At 60.9% G+C, this 19,520-nt stretch carries 25 protein-coding genes; 10 read left to right on the forward strand and 15 right to left on the reverse strand.

Annotated features, from left to right (window positions below):
- Nucleotides 1–97: 97 nt before the first annotated feature.
- Complete coding sequence (locus tag HNO88_RS14365; RefSeq protein ID WP_184246810.1) at nt 98–2,248, forward strand: recombinase family protein; 2,151 nt, start codon at nt 98–100, stop codon at nt 2,246–2,248.
- 132 nt (nt 2,249–2,380) lie between these two features.
- Nucleotides 2,381–2,638 carry a hypothetical protein gene (locus tag HNO88_RS14370; RefSeq protein ID WP_184246813.1) on the forward strand — a complete coding sequence of 86 codons (258 nt, stop codon included), beginning with the start codon at nt 2,381–2,383 and terminating at the stop codon, nt 2,636–2,638.
- Here the strand turns inward: HNO88_RS14370 and HNO88_RS14375 are convergent.
- Both HNO88_RS14375 and HNO88_RS14380 read right to left on the reverse strand, forming a co-directional pair.
- Nucleotides 2,632–2,841, reverse strand: coding sequence for a hypothetical protein (locus HNO88_RS14375; protein WP_184246816.1), 210 nt, complete (start codon nt 2,839–2,841; stop codon nt 2,632–2,634). The two genes, HNO88_RS14370 and HNO88_RS14375, sit on opposite strands and share 7 nt — an antisense overlap.
- Nucleotides 2,838–3,083, reverse strand: coding sequence for a hypothetical protein (locus HNO88_RS14380; RefSeq protein ID WP_184246818.1), 246 nt, complete (start codon nt 3,081–3,083; stop codon nt 2,838–2,840). The genes HNO88_RS14375 and HNO88_RS14380 overlap by 4 nt, the downstream gene beginning before the upstream one ends.
- Nucleotides 3,084–3,215: 132 nt before the next feature.
- On the opposite strand from HNO88_RS14380, the gene HNO88_RS14385 reads away from it, so the two are divergent.
- The 6 genes from HNO88_RS14385 (at nt 3,216) to HNO88_RS14410 (ending at nt 6,689) form a co-directional block, all read left to right on the forward strand.
- Nucleotides 3,216–3,821, forward strand: a complete 606-nt coding sequence (locus HNO88_RS14385; protein WP_184246821.1) for an HNH endonuclease — start codon at nt 3,216–3,218, stop codon at nt 3,819–3,821.
- Between the two features lie 230 nt (nt 3,822–4,051).
- Nucleotides 4,052–4,219 carry a hypothetical protein gene (locus tag HNO88_RS14390; RefSeq protein WP_184246824.1) on the forward strand — a complete coding sequence of 56 codons (168 nt, stop codon included), beginning with the start codon at nt 4,052–4,054 and terminating at the stop codon, nt 4,217–4,219.
- 38 nt (nt 4,220–4,257) lie between these two features.
- Nucleotides 4,258–4,875 (forward strand): ATP-dependent DNA ligase, encoded by a 618-nt coding sequence (locus HNO88_RS14395; protein WP_184246828.1) that lies wholly within the window; start codon nt 4,258–4,260, stop codon nt 4,873–4,875.
- Between the two features lie 20 nt (nt 4,876–4,895).
- Nucleotides 4,896–5,414 (forward strand): HD domain-containing protein, encoded by a 519-nt coding sequence (locus HNO88_RS14400; protein WP_312857083.1) that lies wholly within the window; start codon nt 4,896–4,898, stop codon nt 5,412–5,414.
- A complete protein-coding gene (locus HNO88_RS14405) occupies nt 5,411–6,394 on the forward strand; it encodes a DNA polymerase beta superfamily protein (protein ID WP_184246834.1) in 984 nt (327 codons plus the stop codon). Before HNO88_RS14400 ends, HNO88_RS14405 begins: the two co-directional genes overlap by 4 nt.
- A 13-nt stretch (nt 6,395–6,407) precedes the next feature.
- On the forward strand, nt 6,408–6,689 hold the full coding sequence (locus tag HNO88_RS14410) for a hypothetical protein (RefSeq protein WP_184246837.1): 282 nt from the start codon (nt 6,408–6,410) through the stop codon (nt 6,687–6,689).
- 79 nt (nt 6,690–6,768) lie between these two features.
- Here the strand turns inward: HNO88_RS14410 and HNO88_RS14415 are convergent, their stop codons facing one another.
- The 4 genes from HNO88_RS14415 to HNO88_RS14430 all read right to left on the reverse strand — a co-directional run bounded on the left by HNO88_RS14415 (nt 6,769) and on the right by HNO88_RS14430 (nt 9,987).
- Nucleotides 6,769–7,572 carry a hypothetical protein gene (locus tag HNO88_RS14415; protein ID WP_184246840.1) on the reverse strand — a complete coding sequence of 268 codons (804 nt, stop codon included), beginning with the start codon at nt 7,570–7,572 and terminating at the stop codon, nt 6,769–6,771.
- A 3-nt stretch (nt 7,573–7,575) separates the two neighbouring features.
- Nucleotides 7,576–7,947, reverse strand: a complete 372-nt coding sequence (locus HNO88_RS14420; protein ID WP_184246843.1) for a hypothetical protein — start codon at nt 7,945–7,947, stop codon at nt 7,576–7,578.
- A 351-nt stretch (nt 7,948–8,298) separates the two neighbouring features.
- Nucleotides 8,299–9,447: a M48 family metalloprotease gene (locus tag HNO88_RS14425; protein WP_184246846.1), complete on the reverse strand. Its 1,149-nt coding sequence runs from the start codon at nt 9,445–9,447 to the stop codon at nt 8,299–8,301.
- 201 nt (nt 9,448–9,648) lie between these two features.
- Complete coding sequence (locus tag HNO88_RS14430; RefSeq protein WP_184246849.1) at nt 9,649–9,987, reverse strand: hypothetical protein; 339 nt, start codon at nt 9,985–9,987, stop codon at nt 9,649–9,651.
- 102 nt (nt 9,988–10,089) lie between these two features.
- Between HNO88_RS14430 and HNO88_RS14435 the strand changes: the two genes are divergently transcribed.
- A complete protein-coding gene (locus HNO88_RS14435) occupies nt 10,090–11,193 on the forward strand; it encodes an acyltransferase family protein (RefSeq protein WP_184246852.1) in 1,104 nt (367 codons plus the stop codon).
- A gap of 14 nt (nt 11,194–11,207) precedes the next feature.
- On the opposite strand, the gene HNO88_RS14440 is transcribed toward HNO88_RS14435, so the two are convergent.
- The 7 genes from HNO88_RS14440 to HNO88_RS14470 form a co-directional block, all read right to left on the reverse strand.
- Complete coding sequence (locus HNO88_RS14440) at nt 11,208–12,281, reverse strand: cellulase family glycosylhydrolase (protein ID WP_184246855.1); 1,074 nt, start codon at nt 12,279–12,281, stop codon at nt 11,208–11,210.
- A gap of 149 nt (nt 12,282–12,430) precedes the next feature.
- The gene (locus HNO88_RS14445; protein ID WP_184246858.1) at nt 12,431–16,861 is read right to left on the reverse strand and encodes a cellulase family glycosylhydrolase; all 4,431 of its coding nucleotides are present in this window, start codon (nt 16,859–16,861) and stop codon (nt 12,431–12,433) included.
- Nucleotides 16,862–16,864: 3 nt separating this feature from the next.
- Nucleotides 16,865–17,128, reverse strand: coding sequence for a hypothetical protein (locus HNO88_RS14450; RefSeq protein WP_184246860.1), 264 nt, complete (start codon nt 17,126–17,128; stop codon nt 16,865–16,867).
- Nucleotides 17,129–17,180: 52 nt separating this feature from the next.
- Nucleotides 17,181–17,321, reverse strand: a complete 141-nt coding sequence (locus HNO88_RS14455) for a hypothetical protein (protein ID WP_184246863.1) — start codon at nt 17,319–17,321, stop codon at nt 17,181–17,183.
- On the reverse strand, nt 17,318–17,587 hold the full coding sequence (locus tag HNO88_RS14460) for a hypothetical protein (RefSeq protein ID WP_184246866.1): 270 nt from the start codon (nt 17,585–17,587) through the stop codon (nt 17,318–17,320). Before HNO88_RS14460 ends, HNO88_RS14455 begins: the two co-directional genes overlap by 4 nt.
- A complete protein-coding gene (locus HNO88_RS14465; protein ID WP_184246869.1) occupies nt 17,584–17,958 on the reverse strand; it encodes a ubiquitination-like system serine protease family protein in 375 nt (124 codons plus the stop codon). The genes HNO88_RS14460 and HNO88_RS14465 overlap by 4 nt, the downstream gene beginning before the upstream one ends.
- Nucleotides 17,955–18,455, reverse strand: coding sequence for a M15 family metallopeptidase (locus tag HNO88_RS14470; RefSeq protein WP_184246872.1), 501 nt, complete (start codon nt 18,453–18,455; stop codon nt 17,955–17,957). The genes HNO88_RS14465 and HNO88_RS14470 overlap by 4 nt, the downstream gene beginning before the upstream one ends.
- A gap of 128 nt (nt 18,456–18,583) precedes the next feature.
- Here HNO88_RS14470 and HNO88_RS23035 point away from each other — a divergent pair, with 128 nt between their 5' ends.
- Nucleotides 18,584–18,766 (forward strand): CrpP-related protein, encoded by a 183-nt coding sequence (locus HNO88_RS23035; protein ID WP_376768777.1) that lies wholly within the window; start codon nt 18,584–18,586, stop codon nt 18,764–18,766.
- Here the strand turns inward: HNO88_RS23035 and HNO88_RS14475 are convergent.
- Nucleotides 18,763–19,125, reverse strand: a complete 363-nt coding sequence (locus HNO88_RS14475; protein WP_184246875.1) for a hypothetical protein — start codon at nt 19,123–19,125, stop codon at nt 18,763–18,765. The two genes, HNO88_RS23035 and HNO88_RS14475, sit on opposite strands and share 4 nt — an antisense overlap.
- Nucleotides 19,125–19,514 (reverse strand): hypothetical protein, encoded by a 390-nt coding sequence (locus HNO88_RS14480; RefSeq protein ID WP_184246879.1) that lies wholly within the window; start codon nt 19,512–19,514, stop codon nt 19,125–19,127. Before HNO88_RS14480 ends, HNO88_RS14475 begins: the two co-directional genes overlap by 1 nt.
- Between the last annotated feature and the right edge of the window lie 6 nt (nt 19,515–19,520).

A 19,520-nucleotide genomic window follows, 5' to 3' on the forward strand; every position in this document is an offset into this window, starting at 1 on the left:
TCGTATCGGCAAGCTGCTCGATCGCTTCCTGCCAGACGAATGCGCCAACTTCTTCCAAGCCGCAGGATATCAACGCTCATGCTGAAAATGCTCTAATATGACAGCAACAGCCATCTACGGTCGATATTCGACCGAGCTACAATCCGAGACCTCGCTGATCGACCAAGAGCGGTTCAATCGCCGCTTCATCAAACGAATGGAGTGGCAAGGCCCGATCGTCGTCTACAGCGACCGCGCCATCTCCGGGGCCAGCCGCCTCAACCGCCCCGGCTTCCTCAAGATGCTCGACGACATGAAGGCGGGCCGCATCAGCCGCATCGTTGTCGAGAACCTTTCGCGACTGACCCGCGATCTGGAGGACTCCAGCCATCTCATGAAGCAGGCCAAGTTTCGCGGCGTCAAAATCTTCTGCGCGAACGAGAACGGCGCGGAACTGACAAAGATGAACGCCGCGATCAATGCCCTAATGGCCGAGCAGGCCCGCGAGCAGGGCGCGGAGATGATTCGGCGCGGGATGACCGGCGTTGTTCTCGCCGGGAAGTCGGCAGGCGGTCGATCCTATGGCTACCGCTCGCTCCCGCGTTTGGACAGCGATAAGGGAAAAGGCGGCATGATCGAGATCGTGCCCCATGAAGCCGACATCGTGCGCGAGATTTTCATCCGCTATATCGCCGGGGAAAGCCCGAAGGCCATCGCTGCCGATCTGAACCGGCGCGGCGTCCCGTCTCCCCGCGCTTCTCTCAAGGGCAAGAACGGGTTCAACACCGGCCTGTGGTCGGATTCCACGATCAACGGCAACCGCGCACGCGGCACCGGCATCCTCCATAATGCGCTCTATGCCGGTCGTCGCAACTGGAACCGGGTGGGGATGCCGAAGAACCCGGACACCGCGCGCCGCGTCAGCCGCGCCAATGACGCCAGCGACTGGATCAGTGTGAAGATTGACGACACGCTGCCGATCGTGTCTGACGAGGTGTTCGCGACGGCGCAGGCCCGCAAGGAGGACCGCAGCTTCAAGCAGACCAAGCGACAGGCGCAACGGCCCAAGCGGCTGTTCAGCGGCCTGCTGCGATGCGGCAGCTGCGGCCTGTCGGTGAACTCCGCTGGCTGGGACAAGAATGACCGCCTGCGGGTGAAGTGTAGCGGCAAGACCAGCCGGGGCGTCTGTGGCGATCCAGTCGGCTGCTACATTGAGGATATCGAGAATGTCGTGATGAGCGCCCTGCGGAAGCATCTCGCCGCGCCGATGATGCGGCAGGCGTATATCGACGAGTATATGGCCGAACGGCACCGCTTCGCGTCGAGCGCGGGCAACGATCACGAGGCCATCGCGAAGCAACTCGCCGCCCTGACGGCGCAGATGGACCGGGCGCGCAAATGGGCGCGGGAAGGCATCACGGACGAGGCCGACTTCGAGCGCGACTATCCGCCGTTGGTGGCCGAGCGCGCCGCGCTGGAGGCGAAGCTGTCCGCCACCGCCGCGCCTGCGGCAGCGCCGTCTTTTCATCCCGTCGCGGTCGCGCGCTTCACCAGCGCCCTCGACGGCCTGACCGATGTTCTGTGCGAGGATGGCTCCCAGCCGTCAGCGCAGATGATCCGGGCGGTGGTGGACCGGATCGTGGTGACTCCGCTCGCCGAGAAGCCGTCGAACCCGTTTGAGCGCCGACAAATCTCGGTCGAAATCTTGGGAGGTCTGGACGCTCTATTGAGCCGAAAGGCGGGACGGTCATCCACCACCACCCTCGTTGGGGAGGGTGGTGGTAGCGGAGGAGGGACTCGAACCCCCGACACGCGGATTATGATTTCTAGGGTCGCGTTGAACTACAACGATATTCTTGTAAACCTACGCCGCAACAGCCCGCAGCTTTCCGTCACTTTCCGAGCGAGTGTAAACCGAAATGAGCCCAGATCAGCGGGTAAGTTTGGTGGCCAGGGTGGCGTTGGCGGAGCGTTGCGTCTGCCCCGAGTGCCGGCGCCTCGATCGCGAGTTCCCGCGCGAGGGCTACCAGCTCGCCCTCTTCCCTTACAGGCCCGGGTTGCGCATGATGCAGCGATGATCGACATCGACCGTCTCCAAGCCATGACGAACGAGCAGCTTGCCAATGAACTCGACGCGATGTTCGAGCGGGCGGTTGCCAAGAAGCTGAAGGGCCCACGCGACATGGCAGACCTCGTCAGCCTCGTGCCGTTGCTGACGCTACGCCTGCGCCAGAAGGACGACTACATCGCCATACCTCGGCTCGACTGACGTGAAGCCAGCCGACCGATCACTGCTCGGCGCGATGCTCATGCTGGCCGCGGTCGCGGTCCTGGTCATCACAAGCGAGTGGTGGACCTCGCCGCCGCCGCTATAATGCGGACACGCATGAGGGGTTTGGACATGGCGATCGACTGGCAGAAGCTTCCGGAGCGCGGCTCGGCGCTTCCCTTCAACGGTGATCAGGTGCTGCTGGCGGTGCCGAACCGCTTGGCAAGCGGACGGACGGACCCGGACTTCCCGTACGAGCTTCACCTCGCGCGCTGGGACGATGACGAGGGCATGTGGGCGACCAACGAAACGGATGACGAGACCGACGGCATCCTGTGGCTGGCCGCTGCGGCGCCGACGTTCTGGGCTGAGATCGATCTGCCCTACTGATGCGCGGCGTGCTCGGCTGAGAGCACCTTCACCGTAGCGTTGGCGTACTCGCGCATGATGCGCTGCCAGTAGGGGCCAGCCTTCTCCCACGGCCGCCACTCGTTGGCGGGATCGGCAGTTTCCTGCGTCAGCCACATGGCCTCGGCGACTTCCTCGACCAGCGCCTCGATGTCGTTGGACGTGCAGATGCGGCAGCGGCTCATGACGACTTGACCTTGTCGCGGAAGATCGGCTCGGCCGGCGCAGGCGCTCGGACCTGGAGCTTGTCGAAGCGTACTAGGACGCTGTCGATCACGGCGCCGCGCGCCTGCTCAGCTTTCTCGCGGTTGGAGCTGGCCCAGTCGCGGATGACGCACTTGCCGACCTGCTGAAGCCCGAACTTGATCTCGAAGCGCAGCTGATCGCGGGTGAGGACTTCGGGGAAGGGGGCGTCAGACTCAGGCATGCCGCCAGCATAACCCTGTGAGAACGATTGGGGAACAGGCTGTCGTTCAGGGCTACGCTGTGCTAGCTAGATCGGACCGGAAAGAGGCGGCTACCTCGATCCGGTCCTGACCAACAGCGAATAGGACTCGCCATGGCTAACGCGCCCCTACCGACGCCTGAAGAACTGCGTCAACTCCTTGAGTATAATCCGGACACCGGCTCTCTAATCTGGCGAGAGCGCCCTCTCGCGTTGTTTGTCGCGCGGGGCGGCAAGCACCCACATCGCACCTGCGCCAAGTGGAACGCGCAGTTCGCAGGAAAGGAGGCCTTCATAGGTCTAGATGGCGGTGGATACAGGCAGGGAACGATTTTTCGGCGTTACTTCAAGGCCAATCGTGTTGCTTGGGCCATTCACCATGGGGTGTGGCCGACCCACCAGATCGGTCATGCAGACGGCGATGCCAGCAACATCCGTATCAACAATCTCTCCGACGTCCCGCACGTGCAGGTCCAGCGTAACTGCCGCCTGAGCAAAGCTAACAGGAGCGGTGTGCCTGGCGTTTCATGGAACAAAGTGCACGGGAAATGGCAGGCCTTCATTGGCGAAAATGGCCGAACGAAGAGCCTGGGAGCGTTCGCCCGGCTTGAGGACGCAGCAGCGGCGCGAAAACAAGCAGAACGAGAACTCGGATATCACACGCGTCATGGCGAGCGCCGAGAGAAGACAAATAAGTTCGTGCCAGCAAAGGATCGCTGAAACACATACTTCTAACTGTGGAAATTAGTAACAAGTGGGTGTCGGGTAGGTTTCGCGGTCCTTATGCGCTTACCTTTTTGAACCAGCCCAGGTAGGACCCGCGTTTTTCTCGCGCGATACTACGGATTACTGTTGCATGTAGCGTATCACGCGCTCACATGAGCAGCGGGCAGGAACGACGCGCCAACGCCGAACCTGCCCTGACCAACCGAACCCACTAGGAGGATTCGATGGCTGTGAGCCAATTGCCCGAACATAATTCATCGCTCAAGCTGCAAGGCGGCACGCTCTACTCCGAGGCCGCTTACTTCGATGGCGTGCCCGTCGCTCACATCGCCGCATGGGAAGAGCGGCAACGCCTGAAGCGCATCGCACGTCAGCATGGTGGTCGTCGATGACCCAGTTGTGCCAACTCGCCCGTGACTGGGATGGGTTCGTGCCAGAAGGCGGCGTCCTCGCAGAGCGCAAGTGGGATGGCTGGCGCTGCCTCTACTTCCGAGGCCTCGACGGCAAGCCCCGCCTCTGGTCACGCAACGGCATGCCACTCGAAGGCGCCGACCACATCTTGCACCGCCTCATGCTCATAGAGGAGCAGGCTGGGGAAAACCTGTTCATAGACGGTGAAGTGGTGGTGGACGGTACGCTGGCAGCCACCAAGCAGTGGTTCGAGCGCGGTTACCGCAAAGGCGGGGTAGATGGCACGCTCCACCTGTTCGATGTTATGGCTGAGGCGCAGTGGCGGGCAGGGGGTGCGGAAACGCCGCTGATAGAGCGCAAGGCATTGCTCGCGGGCTTGGTTGAGCAGATGCCCGCTGACACATGGGAATGGCGTGAGGGCAGCCACGGTGCTGACGAGGCGGGCTGCGTGCAGCTAGTCGCAGACACCTGGCTCTTCGACGACGCTCAGGTTCTGACCGAAGCTCAGCGGGTGTGGGCACAGGATGGTGAGGGATTAATGCTGAAGGATGCAGCAGCGCCGTATATCTGCTCTCGCACATCATCGTGGCTCAAGGTGAAGCAGGCGAACGCCGGCAAGTGGAAGGCAGCGGCATGACGAAGGATGGATCGAATCTCGTGCAGCGAGCACTCGCCTTTGCCACCGAGGCTCACGGCAGCATCAACCACGTGCGCAAGTACACGGGCGAGCCGTACATCAACCACCCGATCGAGGTCATGGAGATCGTGCGAACGGCTGCGCACCATACCGACGAGATGCTGGCCGCGGCGCTGCTGCACGACACGGTCGAGGATACTCCTGTGACGCAGGAGGACATCGAGCACGAGTTCGGCCCCGCCGTGGGCAAGCTGGTGCTGGAACTGACAGACCAATGCCACAAGGGCAACCGGGCCACGCGCAAGGCGGCAGAAGCGGCACGCTTGGGCACAATCTCACCGGAGGGGCAGACGGTGAAGTTGGCGGACCTGATCAGCAACAGCCGGTCGATCGTCGCTCACGATCGCGGGTTTGCCTTCGTCTACCTGCGTGAGAAGGTGCGGATCCTCGATGCGATGCGCGATGGCGATCCTGGCCTGTATGCCGAAGCGCGGCGCCTCGTGGCGGATGCCCAGACCAGCATCGGCTTCCGACCATGAAGCCGGTCGTCCAGCTCGTCAGGATCGCGCACGGGTCGCACCTCTACGGCACATCGACGCCATTATCCGACCAGGACTTCAAGGGCGTGCACCTGCCCAGCGGCGAGGGGATCGTCATGGGCCGCGCCGAGAACGTCATTAACACCGGGGTGACGTCAAAAGCCGCCGGCACGAACAAGAACGACGCGAGCGCAATCGACAGCGACAGCTACTCGCTCCAAAAGTTTTTCGACATGCTGATGAAGGGCGACACGGTTGCGACCGAGATCCTGTTCGCGCCGGTCGCCGACGCCGATCCGCGCTGGAGTGAGGTGCGGACAGTCGGCCGGCAGCTGTTGAATCGGCAATGCAAAGGGTTCGTGGGCTACTGCGTCCGCCAGGCCGCCAAGTACGGCATCAAGGGCTCGCGGATGAGCGCGGTCAAAGCGCTGATCGATGTGCTCCGCCTGCGGCAGTTGCAGTTGGGATCACCGGCCGCCAAGCTGCGCGAGATCGACTACATTCTGCAGGACTTCGCCGAGCGGCACGAGCATGCCGAGTGGGTGAACATTCCCAGCCCGAACGGCGCCGATCTCTGGCACATCCGCTGCTGCGATCGCGCTATGCCGATAACCTCGAGCATCGGCGAGGCAACCAAGGTCTACGAGAAGGTTTGGGAGAACTACGGTGAGCGGGCGCGGGCCGCGATGTCGAACGAAGGTATCGACTGGAAGGCGATGAGCCATGCCGTGCGGGTGGCGCGTCAGGCGATCGAGTTGCTGAACACGGGCCAGATTACGTTCCCGCGCCCGGACGCGGCCGAACTGCGTGCGATCAAGCTGGGGCAGCGGCCTTATGCCGATGTGAGCCAATTGCTTGAGTCTCTCGTGGAGGAGGTGCACCTTGCGAGCGCGCAATCAGAGCTGCCAGAAAGCTCCGATCCAATTATCGCCGATAGCTTGGTGCGGCGCGAATATCGTGCGCAGGTCTGTGGAAGCTGACGATGGAGATTGCATGAAGCCGCCACACGAAAACGCCGCGCGAGCCTTGTGCAAGCTGGACGGCCATCCGCAGAACATCACCATGAACGGCAAGCCTATGTGGCAGGACTACCTGCCTGAGGTGATCGCCGTGCTCACGGCAATCCGGACGCCTAGCCATGCGATGCTCGCTGCGGCCGACGCATTACCGTGCTCGGTCGACATGACGGCTTGCTGGCAGACGATGATCGACACCGCGCTAGCCGAGACTGCTGGAACTGCTACGAACATCACCAGACCGGTGATCGCCACATAGGCGATAACGCGGGGACGGCAGCCGGTCCACTAGCCACCGCCCCCGCTCTCGGGCATGCGCCACCCGAGCTTGGCAGGCCTCAGATGAGAGACCTGATCTGGAACTCCATCGACATGTTGCGCGGTTTGGCGCCGCCTCGGGCGAACGGCGGATTGCGCAGCCAGCCTAGATAGGTCCGGTTCTGGCGGTACGGGCTTAGCGCTGGATCGAAGCAGCAGAACACGACGCTGGTCGTGCCGAGAAGCTCAAAGAACGGGGCAAAGGTCAGCTCGTACTCCGCCTCGTTCAGCCATGAGAGGGTGAAGCTCAGCGTCCGCAGCTTGGCACCTGGCGTGTAGTCAGGCACGGCGAAGCGGTTGAGCTCCACGCTGCCCAAATCCTCGCTGCCCCGTTCGAAGTCCTTGTCGTAGAACCGGCTCGGCTCAAGCTTTTTGCCCAGGACGATGCCGCCAAGCTCGAACGGGCCGCCCATACCGCCGAAGTCGATGCGAAACCATGACGCGCTGACAGGCGATGGCAGCTCCAGGTGTGAGTGATAACGACCGTCCGCTTGCCCGGTGTGCCCTCCATCAAGGTAGGGCGTTGAAAGGTTGTCATACTTTGCGCTGCTACCCGTGACCTCCTCCAGGCTATCACCGAGCCTGAGACGGTAGACGCTGTTGGTGTAGATGCCGCCGTTTACCATCGAGAGGAAATCGATGGACGAGTTTGCAGGCATTTGACCAGCTATCCAACCGCCAGACGGCCCAGGGCATGACCACACCAGCCCCATGACGTCCAGACGGGCCACATTGGACGGCGGGAATCCGGCCCGTGAGTCGCTCGCCGAGAGGTTCGACAGGAACACTGGCACCACGAAGAACGGCTTGCGCAAAGCGACCATGGATCAACCCCAGAGAGAGAATTGCGCCCGCTGCGCATCGAGATCGAGCGTCAGGGCGGTGATGAGCATAGGCTTGTTGAGACCACGCTCCTCGTCGACCAGCGTGGCGGTAAGGGCCTGTTCGGAGGCGAGTAGGGCATCCAGGCCCTCGACTTCGCTCGTGACGATGTCGAAGCGGCGACGCTCGGGAGAGAACAGGGCCTGGCGCTGATCGGCGCGCAGCTGGGCATCGGCCAAGCTGGCGAACCAGCTGTCGATCGGGTCGGCGCTCTGACGGGCGAGGTTGCCGTGGCGCGCCTTGGTGCTGGCGGTCTCGGACACGGCTCGGCGGTATGGCTCCAGGATGAAGCCAATGCGGGCAGGGGTGGCGGGCATTTGCGGTGCTCCAAAAACGTATGGGAAAGGCGCAGCCTAGCTTTCAGGCGGGGTGCGACTTTTTGAACCACGGCAGACGCAGCAGAGCCACGGGTCGTCTAGCTGCTCTACGAGCCGCGCAGCGCGCCATCTTGGTTGGAGGCGACAGAGGACCGGGGTTGCTGCATCAAGAGTTGCGGCGCTCTGCCCAGCGCGCAAATTCCGCGAGGGGAATACGAAAGGGTCGTTGGCTCAGCAAGCCATCGACAACGTAAACTACCTGACCATCTTCAATCGCGATGACACGACGTGATCGCGCTCCGTCCCGGCAGTAGCGCTCCAGAGGTCTTATATCTCGACTCAACAATCGACTTACCCCGATACGTCACGAGCAGGGTACGCAGGGTGAGGCTTGGGAATGGCTGGCGCGAGGCGGCCACCACGCTTCACTCTATCCAGTTCGTCATGCATCGCTGCCCACGTGCGTGCGTAGTCTTTCAACCTGCTAGTGTAGACGTCGTGGATCGCGGGGTCAGCCAGAAAAGCTGGCTCTTTAGCAGCTTCTGGAAAGAGCTCCATCCAGGATGAAGCGAACGCGTCCATAGTCTCGTTCCATACACGTGCAACCATCTGCGTGTGCTTTTGCCCGGTGCGGAAGTACAATACATGGTCGATTTGGCCGAATGCTGTCAGAGCTCGGAAGTACGGGTGAGGGTGCTCGCGCGGGGTGGGGTCTGTGTAATCAGAACTATCGTTAAGCGACCAGAAACGAGCACAAGTTAATACCGCCACTAGCACCATTTTCAGTGCATGGTCGATCGGTCCCCATGGACTTTCTTTAAGAGACCACGCGCTAATGCCGTCTACGATTTGAACGTCTGGGTGCAATACAATTTGGAGCAAGTGCTGGATTGCCCAACAATCCGCGTCCCACTCCAAGGTCTCTCGCTCAAGCCCGCTATGAACGCCAATCTTCTCGGAACTCATCTCGCTGATCAAAGCTAGGCGCTGCCGCTGTCCGGCCCAATCGCAATGGCCGTTGTAAATATGCGCGAGTTCGTGACTCAGGATGTACTGAACGGTCAGACCATACAAGTCGCTGGCCAACTCTTCGTGCTTTGGTTTTGCAAGCTTTGGAAGTTCGTTATAGGAATGTCCGTACACGGCCGACCGAGCCGGGATCGCAAATTGAAAGGGTGGGTTGTCGTCGCTGATCCCACCAGACGCAAAGAGTCCATTGTTAACAAGGCCGCGCATGGTGTTTTTTAGCAGAGGAAACATGCCTTTAAAAAGCGCGATCACATCTTCATCAGGAAGTGAAACCGCAAAGGCGTTAAGATCGGGATGGTCCAGAACAAAGACATCAACAACCATGTCGCCGCCGTTTTTGGATCCGTCTTGAAGTCGAGCTTGGTTCGCTCCGTAGAAGCGGTGCAATGCGGTGATTACATCATCATCATCGTCATGCGGCCAGACTTCGAAGCCGAGTTCCCGTGCCAGTTCGAAAAACGCCTCGGACATTTGTAGCTCCGCTCACGATGGTCCGGCAGTCATAGCTTCCGGGCGGAAAACCGCAACGTCCCGGCGCAGCTGAACGCTTGCAGCCTTCGACCCGCTGGCTTCGCGAAGCGCATTGGAAACCGACGCGGTGGCAGCATGCAGGGGCTAGCCTCTGAATATAAGAGAAGGGGCCACCCATTTAGCCGAGCGACCCCGTTATTCTCAGCAGCCGCTCAGGCTGGCACAGACCTTGTCATACGCGGGGCCGAAAGCAGCGACCTGACGATCGAAGGCCGCAGTGTCGTGCTTCTGGTCGGCCGTTCGAGCGTTCGAGTAAGCGTTCTGCGCACGCGTGAAATCGGTCTTCACGGCGTCGCGCGTGCCAGGTTCGGCGTTCCAGGCGTCCACAAGGGTCTGCATGCGGGCCTGGAGAGCCAGCAGCTCGCGGCTCGGCTCGGCTGCAGGTGCAGAGCTTCGCTTCGTTTCCATCGCGAGGGCAGGCGAGGCGAGAGCGGCCAGCGCGGCGGCGCTCGCGAAAGCGGCGAGTGCAATCTTCTTCATGGTACTTCTCCGTGGTTTGCCCAACGTGGGCTATTGAAAGAGGTGCGTGGCGCATCGTCACGAAAGCTGCTAAGGAGCCTTTGAATCGGGGGGTTCCGCGCAGTGAAACATGATCGCTTTGCCTACATCGACGCCCTTCGCGGTTGGGCGATCTTGGGCGTCATTGTTACTCATGCCGGATCTCTGACTAAATTGGGCGGTGTGCCTGGCCGGGTTGTCGAGTTCGGCGGTCGTGGCGTTCAGCTTTTCTTTATCGTGAGCGCCTTCACGATCTTTCTAACGTATAAGCGCGCCCTCGAACGTGAGACTTTCCCAACCAAGAACTTCTTCACCCGCAGACTGATGCGGATCGTGCCCATGTACTGGTTGGGCATCGTGCTTTACACCGCGGTGTACGGGCTCGCCTCTCGCGGATGGAAAGATGGCCCAGAGCTTTGGCACTACCCGTTGCATCTCACGCTTACGAACGTCCTAGTACCATCTGCTACAAGTTCAGTGGTCCCAGGCGGATGGTCAATAAGTGTTGAAGTTCTCTTCTACCTTACCACGCCGCTATGGTTTTGGGTTGTCAAAAGTCTGCGCGACGCCATGGCTTTCACAGCCGCTAGCCTCGTCTTCGGCGCCATCTTTATATCAACAGGCGCGGACGCTGTGCCTGGGATCGATCAATACTGGTTTCGGAGTTTCCCGAGCCAGCTGCCATGCTTCGGCTTCGGCATGATCCTTTACTACTGGGTGCAGAGCAATCCGAATGGACTGACTACTCAAAGTGCGAACCTAGGGTTGCTGATGGCCGCTGTAGCAATGGCGCTGATCGGCTTCACCAATGCCTTGCCGATCGTGCCCAGCCACTACTGGACCACTGGCGGGTTCCTGCTCCTGGCGATGAGTCTTGTTGCGACACCCTCGGTTCTCATTGTGAACCGACTGACTGTTTGGGTCGGTCAGATTAGCTTCTCAGCCTACCTGCTGCACTTTCTTGTGCTCAAGCAAATCGATCTCGCCATGCACGACAGCATCACCGGATACGGTCGGTTCGCGGTGGTGACAGCCGTAGGGATCATGGTCACCTTGCCTGTTGCCTGGCTCTCTTACCGCTATGCCGAGACTGCATTTAGCAATCTCGGCAAGCGGTGGATCAGCCAACGGGAATCACAGAGCCGTCGCTTTGGAGTTGTCGATCTGAACGCGGGTCGTCGGAATTAGGCCGGGAGGGGCCGTCATTCAGCGCCAGTCAGTCGACGCACATAGTCAGGCACCGGCGCGGTGAAGCGCGTGGTCTTGGGCGGATCGATCTTGAAAATGTAGCTCTCGGGCCAAATGCGCCCGCCGCCCCACCAGGTGATCCCGAGCAGCACGTCCGAGTTGGCCTTGAGCGCGGCAATGGCTTCCTTGCCCACAGCTACACAGGTCGTGTGCACGCTAGAGCTGGAGCCGAATGCGGCTTCTGTGATGTACGCCTTGAGCCCACGCTTTCGGAGCTGCGCTGCAAACTGGACCCACTTGCTGGTTACGGCGCGGCAGTCCTTCCGCGTGCCCGATGAGCCGTAGTCGAAGTAGCGGTGCGCGTTGATGAAGGTAAGGTTCAGCGGGTCTTTCAATCCGCCGATGCGGTCCAGTGCGCACCCTGCGCTGCCGCAGTGAGACGGCGCGGGACCCTCGCCTTTGTCAAAGCGAAAGCTGGCGGACCACTGCGGGTACTCGATAGCGATCGGATGCTTTATGCCGTTCGCGCGCAGGCCAGCGATGATAACGTTTGTATCACGCGCCCACTGCACGAAGTCGTTGGTCTCGATCGGATCGTCGAAACCCTTTGGCTCGTTCACGAGGTCGAGAATGACCGAGCCGTCGTCGGGGAAGTGCGGAGCAAACGCTGTCCACTGGGCGACCATTTCGCCAGGCGGAAGCCACTTGTACGTGTGCGCGTCCAGGATCATCGGCACGCCTTTAGAGCGTGCATAGTCGGTCAGAGTACGCAACTCTGCGATACGTGCTGGCGTCATCCGGTCCGGCTTGAACGGATAGCGGATCAGCTTGAAGCCATAGCGGTCGATGTAGAGCTTGAGGTCGTCGAGCGTGGGCCGCACGGCATCGCCGCCACTGGCCTCCGCGCCCGAGAGATTGGCACCGAACAGCGGGTCAGGGCACTTGCCGGCGCCGTAGCGGTACAGGTCTCCCTTTCGGCCGCAGTCGGCAATTGGTGCCCCAACAGGAAGTGGTTCGGCGCTGGTGAAGGTTTGCGCTGTGGCTGGGCCGACGATCAGAGCGAAGATGGCGATGATGAGGTTCTTCATGAAGCGGCTCCGTAGTTTCCCGAGCGTAGGCGCTCGCATCAATGGTACCAAGCTCCTGTGAGCAGATCGCGTTAGCGGAGGCGGACCGGGTCACGTGGCTTACGTTCTGAGCGGTTACTAAGCCGCTCAGAACGAGGCATGCCTGCTTATTAAATCTCCCTGACGATTACGTTGTCGATCTGAACGCCCGCATTCAATGCCGTGGCGGTACGCCAATCAAAGCCAGGGCGGCCGGTGGGTAGAATACTTGCTGCATTGCTTGTTCCTGTCGCGACTTGAACAAAGTCTGCGTCGCTAGGTCCCTTCACCCATGCCGTGAATGTCGCGTTCGCGTTGCCTGCATCGTTTTGACAACGCAGCTTAGCACGCCATGTCTGTCCCGCAGCAGGTGCCGGTGTCAGGCTTGCCGAACCAACCGCCGCAGCAGAAGGAGTATAACGAGTGATGCGCCATCCCGTGCCAGGTATCCACGCGAACCTGACATAGGTAGCGGTCGTTCCGTCAGTGGATCCGCGCACGTTTAGGCCACCGTCCCCGGTAAGATCGAGGAATGCGAAGTCGCATTCGATCTCATAGTTCGGCGTTGAAGGCGTGACAGGATAAACGAGGCGTGGCGCACCGTTAGCTCCGCAAGCGACACGACCGCCTTGGATCACGGCATCCGCAGGGCTGGACGTGATGTGCTTTATAGGTGCCGGGCCGGTTTCCGGCGTGTGAGCCGTGGCGGCAGTGCCATCCGCTCCGGTGAAGGAATCGGACACCAGAACCCCAGCAGCAGCGGCCGTGGTGATGGTATAGGTATCCGAGACCCCGCCGATCGTGAGCACTACATTGACGGCGGTGCTGCTTGCGGACGAACTGGTCCCACGAACCTTGATCGTGTTCCCATTGACTACCGTGGTTGGGCCAGACGCGTACGCACCGCCGTTCTTGGAGTATTGGCCTCCGGCGATTGCCAGAGCGGACGGAGAGTCGATACCCGCTATAGTGATGGTGTTGCTCTCGTAGACCGTGTTGAGTGCAGCGCCGGTTACATCGGTGAAGCCAAATCCATCCGGCGTAGTGTCGGCGGACCCAGTACCGACCACGGTTTCTTTCTTGCGGACCGTGATCTTGCCGATGCGTTCCTTGGCGGTTCCGGCCATGCCCTTGAAGCCGATGACCACGTAGTAGCGCTGTGTCAGATCAAGGCCGGAGGTGACGTTAGCGGTGTCGGTCCAAACTTCGGTGCGCCCAAGGCCGAGTCCGAATAGGCTCTTGTTCGCAGTAGTGACCTTCGGGAACCAGCGGATGCCGATATCCTTGAGTTCCACTGCAACGCCCGAATTCCCCGCTGTATAGCCGATACCTTCGTAGTGGTCGCCCCAATCGCCGCCGTTGACAGCAGTGCCGTTTACCAGACCAGTAAGGAGCGGATAAACGCCCGTACCTTCACCGTTGGTCATAAACACGCCGTTCTGCATATTTGCACGAACGTCTTTCTCGCGAATGTAACCGATGTAAGGAATGCGGGCACCGCCGCTGTTGGTGCTGATCCAGTCTTCAATGAACACGTCTATGTAGTCGGTGTTTGCCGGAACAAACCCAACATCGTCGATGAGGTAGTATTCTTGACCGGCGGTCAGCGTCACGGTCATACCGTTGGCGTCAAACGTGGGGGCAGCAGGCGACCCGGCCGTGACAGGGCTGAAGCCGCTGGGGATTGCTGAAGCACCCTTAAGCGAACGAACCACCTCTCCGAAGTCGAGAGGAAGCACAGGATCAAGCGCATTGAACCAAGTGTTCTGGGGATTGCGCTTAGGCGAGGTGGCAACGCCGATGGCATTCTTACCATTACCCTGACCTTCAAAAAGCCCGACGCGCTCATTCTCAAAATCAGCAATGTTCATGGCATGTGCACTGGTGTTGGAATATGTACCAGCGCCACCGCCGTAGGTGAGCGACAACTGAGGGCGGCCAAGCATTTCACGCCCCTTGTCGTCCATAAGGACCTCCCAGACGGAGCGGTTGCTCCCGCCCGCGCCCGCGCTTGCAGGTCCGCCGGTCATCAAGCCTGCGTAGCCCTGCCGTGTGGGGCGGAAGCTCTCTAAATCCAGCCAGCGCGTCACGAGCCGGTTGGTGTTTGAGTTAGAGTTCGGGAAGTTCGGCGCCGCACGGCCGAGCCACGGACTAATGCGAGTGAGCATCGTCCACGGCGTCGGATTGCCGGGGCCAGTCGGTTGAACACCAGGATTATCGCTGCCCCATTGCGCTTCCGGCGTGGCACCGCCGCCGCCCATGCTGCCATAACCGACATACTTCCATGGCTCTCCCGTGGCCGGGTTGATCAAGCCTGGGAAGGGATTCTTGCCCCACATGAAGTAGCCGCAATGACCGTTACCTAGTTCGTTAGCAGCCAGCGGAGTTACGCAAATGTCATTGCCCGACCAGTTCAAAAGGTCGGACGAAGTTGCCATAATCGTGCCCTGATTAATGTAATTCGCACCGTTAGCGTATTTGCTGTAGCCGCCCGTCACCTGATAGGTGGCGACCCACTTGCCTGCTTCCGGCACCCAGTGGATGCAAGCCGTTTCCGCTTGAACGAGAGTGGTTGGAGAGAATGGGCCGATGTAGATCGGCTCTGCAGCAGGCTTGTTCGGAATGTCGTCGAGCCACCCCGCCGCGACAGCGTCGGCATAAACCTTCCAGTTGGCTGGAATGCCTGGTTTGGCGACGCAGACAAGGACATAGAAGCCGCCAGTTCCTGCGTAGGGAGCTGGCCCCTTCAACGAGTCGTCGTGGTCAGTCGTATAGAACGCGAGGTGACGGTCAGGATAGGCTGCGCTCGGGTGATGAAGAGGCTTGGTCGGGAAGTATGGCCCGTTGCTGTCGGGGGTACGAGCCGACATGACGGCATTCGGACCCGTGATCATGCCCTGCTTGGTGAAGCTGTACGTCGACCGCACCGCCGTGTTTGGAGGCGAGATAACGGCCTCTTCGGGGTGCTGTGGGGTCGACACAAAGCCGGGGGTCGTTGCTCGACGAACGTCATAATGCTTCAACAGCAACGCTGACGGACGGAGTGGTTTATCCTCCAGCAGTCCGGCAAAGTAGTTCGACAGGGGTTGCTGCGTATTATACGACCACAGCGTAACCCCGAAAAGAACGTCGCGGTTCGCCTCGAACTTCTCATACAGCAACGGAAGAAGGGCATCGCCAGCCGTTGTATTTGGAACTGCCGTTTCGCCGATATGAACCTTGTAACCGCCCGCCCGCGCGGCTGCGAAGATGGCATCGAAGCGGTTCTGTGAGTTGGCCAGAACGGTCGTCGATGCGCCCGCGCCACCATCCACGTATTGATGGCATTCGATAATGACGTCGGGGTCTGTAACGGTAAGCGCGCCAGCGGCGTTGCCTTCGGCTACCCAGTCCTCCGCTGATTGATAGAACATGCCCGGCACGATCAGCTTCTGCGTCCAACCAGCCGCCCGCATCGCCGCGATCCATTGGTTCACCACCTGCCACCAAGCGGCCGCTCGTTGAGCGACAATTTCTGAGGCGGTGCCGGTGAACTCGTCCACAGTGAAGGCACCATGCGGTTCATTCTGCATGGAGGGAATGAACCGCGCGTTGCCTTTGTACTCGCCGAAGACGGTGTTCCACATCGCGACAACATTTGCGACTTGGTCCGACTTGAGCTTCGCGTTGAAAAACGTGCCGTAGCTATGCGGGTCGGGAATCACCTTGGTTCCAGGAAGTGACAAGATCTTCTCGATGATCGGCTTCAAGCCCGATGTGTATTGGCTTGTGACCGTCCCGCCAGTGGCAGTTGTCAACACCCGCTCCTCAAGGAAGGGGGTGCGGAACAGGCGTGACCCATAGAAGTAGGCCATGTCGACCTGCGCCGTGGTGCCGTAGTTGTAATTGAAGCCGATGGTGCCAGGAACAGCAGAACTGCCGCCTGCCCCAGCACCGAAGTTCACGCCCCAAGGTAGTAGGGCGTCGAGGTTGGTGTTGCCCTGCGTAATCGCCATCGGATAGTCGACAAGCGACCCATCAGATTTGGTCTCGCGCAGAGAGTAAGAGGTGCTGAGTGCGCCCGAGCCCCGCTTTACCGTCCATCCGTTCAAATCGGAGCCGGAGACAGTCACCGATCCATCGCTCGGAACGACGGCGAGGGTTGAACCTGCGCTCTTGTTAGGCACGTAACTGAGCGTGTCGCCGATTGCTGCACTCGATGGAGCAACGAAGGCGAAAGACTCTCCAATTGCCGAGCCTGGGCCAGGCGTAGGCGACGGAGTGGACGTTGCCAATGCACCGGTAATCGTCACGCCGTATTCGAGCGCCAGCAACGCCGCTCCAGACCCGATCGACTCCCGGATCAATGCGACTTGGCTTACACCCGCCGCAAGGGCCGACGTGGCGCTGATGACGTTATTGCTGAGCGTCAGGTTTGCGTTCGAGCCGCTGCGAAGCGCGATCGTCGAACCCGGCCCGAGCGAGCGCGAGAGAACCGCAACGGGACCCGGACCGGTAGCTGTACGCTGCTTGGCCGAGGCACCACCGGCATCACGTGAATTGATGCTCTGAGAGAGGCCCATCGATCAGTCCTCCACGCCAACGGCGACGCGCGAGGTGCCGCGCAGCCAGAGGTGATCGGTCGTGCCGGTCCAGCTTTGGCCAGCCGCCAGAGTGAAGCCTTGCTCTGTATCGGCCGGCGGTGTGGTGCCGCCCGCGTAGAGCTTGACCGCGCCACGCGCGACGGTCTGGACTGTCACCTTCTGGTTCGCGAGGCCGGTGTAGCCCGCCTGAGCGTAGAGGTCCTGCCAGGTGTCGGTGGGAGCGAAGTTCGGGGAGTTGGCAGCCATGGATCGAGATCCTTTCGTGGGTGTGCGGCCAGAGCGGCCAAATCAGCGGTGGTTAGAGCCGCGGCTTCTTCGTCTCGGCCTTGATCGCCTGCACGACCGGGCCGAGTGCGGTGACCGCACTGATGACGAGGCTCGGGTTCTTCTTGACGACCTTGACCGCTGCGCCGAGCAGCTTGCCGATGTTGATCTTCATGCTTGTTCTCCGTCGTTTGCCGGTGGGTTCGGGCTGCTGATGGGGGTGGCTGTTGTCGGCACCGGATCGCTCGGCGGATTGTCGACGGTCACTTTGCCGATCGACGGGATGCGCAAGACGCCGATCAGGCCTCCAGTGATGGTTCCCATCCCAAAGGCCTCGTTAACGGTGACGCTGTGCCCCGCCGCGAACAGCGCAGCACCGAAGATAAAGGCCAGCGTGCCCAGGGTCGCGAGATACGCGATCAGTTGCTCGCGAGCGGTCATATCGGCCACTCCGGTAGATCGACGGTCTGGCCTGCAAGCGCATGGGTGCTGTCGCTGAGGAACGCGATGCGCCCTTCCGTCACAAACGAATGGCAGATGTCGCAGGTAAAGCCGTAGGGTTCCTTGCCCTCTTCTACACGCTCACGATTAGCGTCACACCAGCAGCGCTTTCCTACTTGGCTCGGGATGTGATGGCCGGTGCGAAAGAGAACTGAGGGCGTGAACGTCGGACGGTCCACGTCCCGGTTCCAGCCCCAAATCGCGCCGGCTCCGCTAATTGCCAGCACATGCGAAGACTTGCAGCCAGGACACCAGAAGCCGACCGCATGTTCACCATAGTCAGCGAGAATGGGAGAAAGGAGCCGGTTCATCCCTTGCGACCGATCTGGAAGTGCGGGCCGTCGAGGAAATCCACGCCGGGGTGACGCGCGGCATACTGCTTGACGGCGAGCTTGATGCCGGCCTCAGTGCCGGGCAGGTCGCTCATCCAGCGATCCCAGACGCCGCCCCAGTTCATCTTGTCGGCGACGTCGAGCTGGGCGGCAGCGGTGCGCACCGCGAACGCGATGGCGTAGCAAGGCCCCCACTCCCATCGGAACTCGCCGTCGATCCAAGGCACCAGATCCACGGCATGCCCGAGGCGCTCGGTGGTGTTGCCGAGCCGATCGACGGCCGGGATGTGCATCGAGTTCAGCGTCTTGGACGCGCCGCTCGCCACCAGCTTGCGCTGGCGCTCCATCGTGCGGACGCCTTCGTAGACGCCAAAGTCCTGCGTGCTGATCTCGATCGCGCGCTTCACCACGGCGACGAGAACGGGATGCACGCCTTCGAGCCGCGCCAGCGAGCGCTGGCCCAGAGCATAGGTCATCAGAAGATCCTTCCAGCAATTTAGGTACAGTTGCGGCTCGCGACTTTAGCGCCGCTTTAACTCTGACCCGTTGGGCAGGCTTAACTTGTCGCTCTTAGTGCAGGCGGCAGGGGGTATTTATGCGTCACATGCTTGTTTCTGCGGGAGCGTCCGCGGCTGCGATTGGCCTGAGCCAGTTAGATAATCCGTTCCTTGACGAGTCCGAGTTCCCGCGCATGACTGGAGAGCCGATCAAGATTTGGGCTGACAAAGTTATCGCCTGGGATGACGGGTGGAAGATCGCGAAGGGCCTTCAACAGCTTAGCTGTTAGTCTTTCTCTTCTTCAATCCGCTTGGCGACGAGCCGCACCAGGGCGTTGATCTTCGCCTCTTCCTGGCGTCGCATACCGGCCTTGTCCTCGGCGTGAGTGTCGCGGTAGCCCGTCCAAAAGTAGATCGCGCCGAACAGCAGGATGGCGAAATGCCCCATGACGAAGATCCACTGATCGGGATCGTGAGGCGGGGGCACGTACCCCATGCGGCCGATGCCGAAGCACATGAACGCGACACCTAGAGACGCGAACTTCAGCCGCCTAACCTGCGGTTCGGCAGCATGCGTGCCGTGGTCGAGCAGGAGCGACATCAGCACGAAGTAGCCAAGCACGATCACGGCGTTGATGGCGGCGAGCATCAGGTGCCCTTCTTCGACCAAGGCAGCGAGAAGTCGAGGTCGCGCACCCGGTCCACGCCCTTCTTGGACCCGAGTCCTGCGATCATCATGGCGGCCTGGACCGGCAGATCTTTCACGTACGGGATGTGGGGGTGAAGGATGGCCGTGAGCAGCCCCATGAGCAGCGCGGCGAAGAGCGTTGCCCACTTGTCCATGCGGTACTCCGGCGGCGAGAAGCTCATGGCGATGAAGCCCGCGGCCGATGAGAAGCACAGGCCCATGGCAAGCACAGGCATCGGGATGGTCACTCCGGCTGCTTTCAGGAACTCTCCAGACAGGCCCGGCGCAGAGGGCGCGATAATACCGGCACCGGCCGTAGCCGCTGCCGAGGCGAGATAACTAAGCTTCATGCCGTC

This window comes from Novosphingobium chloroacetimidivorans, from assembly GCF_014204535.1.
In the GTDB taxonomy this organism is placed as follows: domain Bacteria; phylum Pseudomonadota; class Alphaproteobacteria; order Sphingomonadales; family Sphingomonadaceae; genus Novosphingobium; species Novosphingobium chloroacetimidivorans.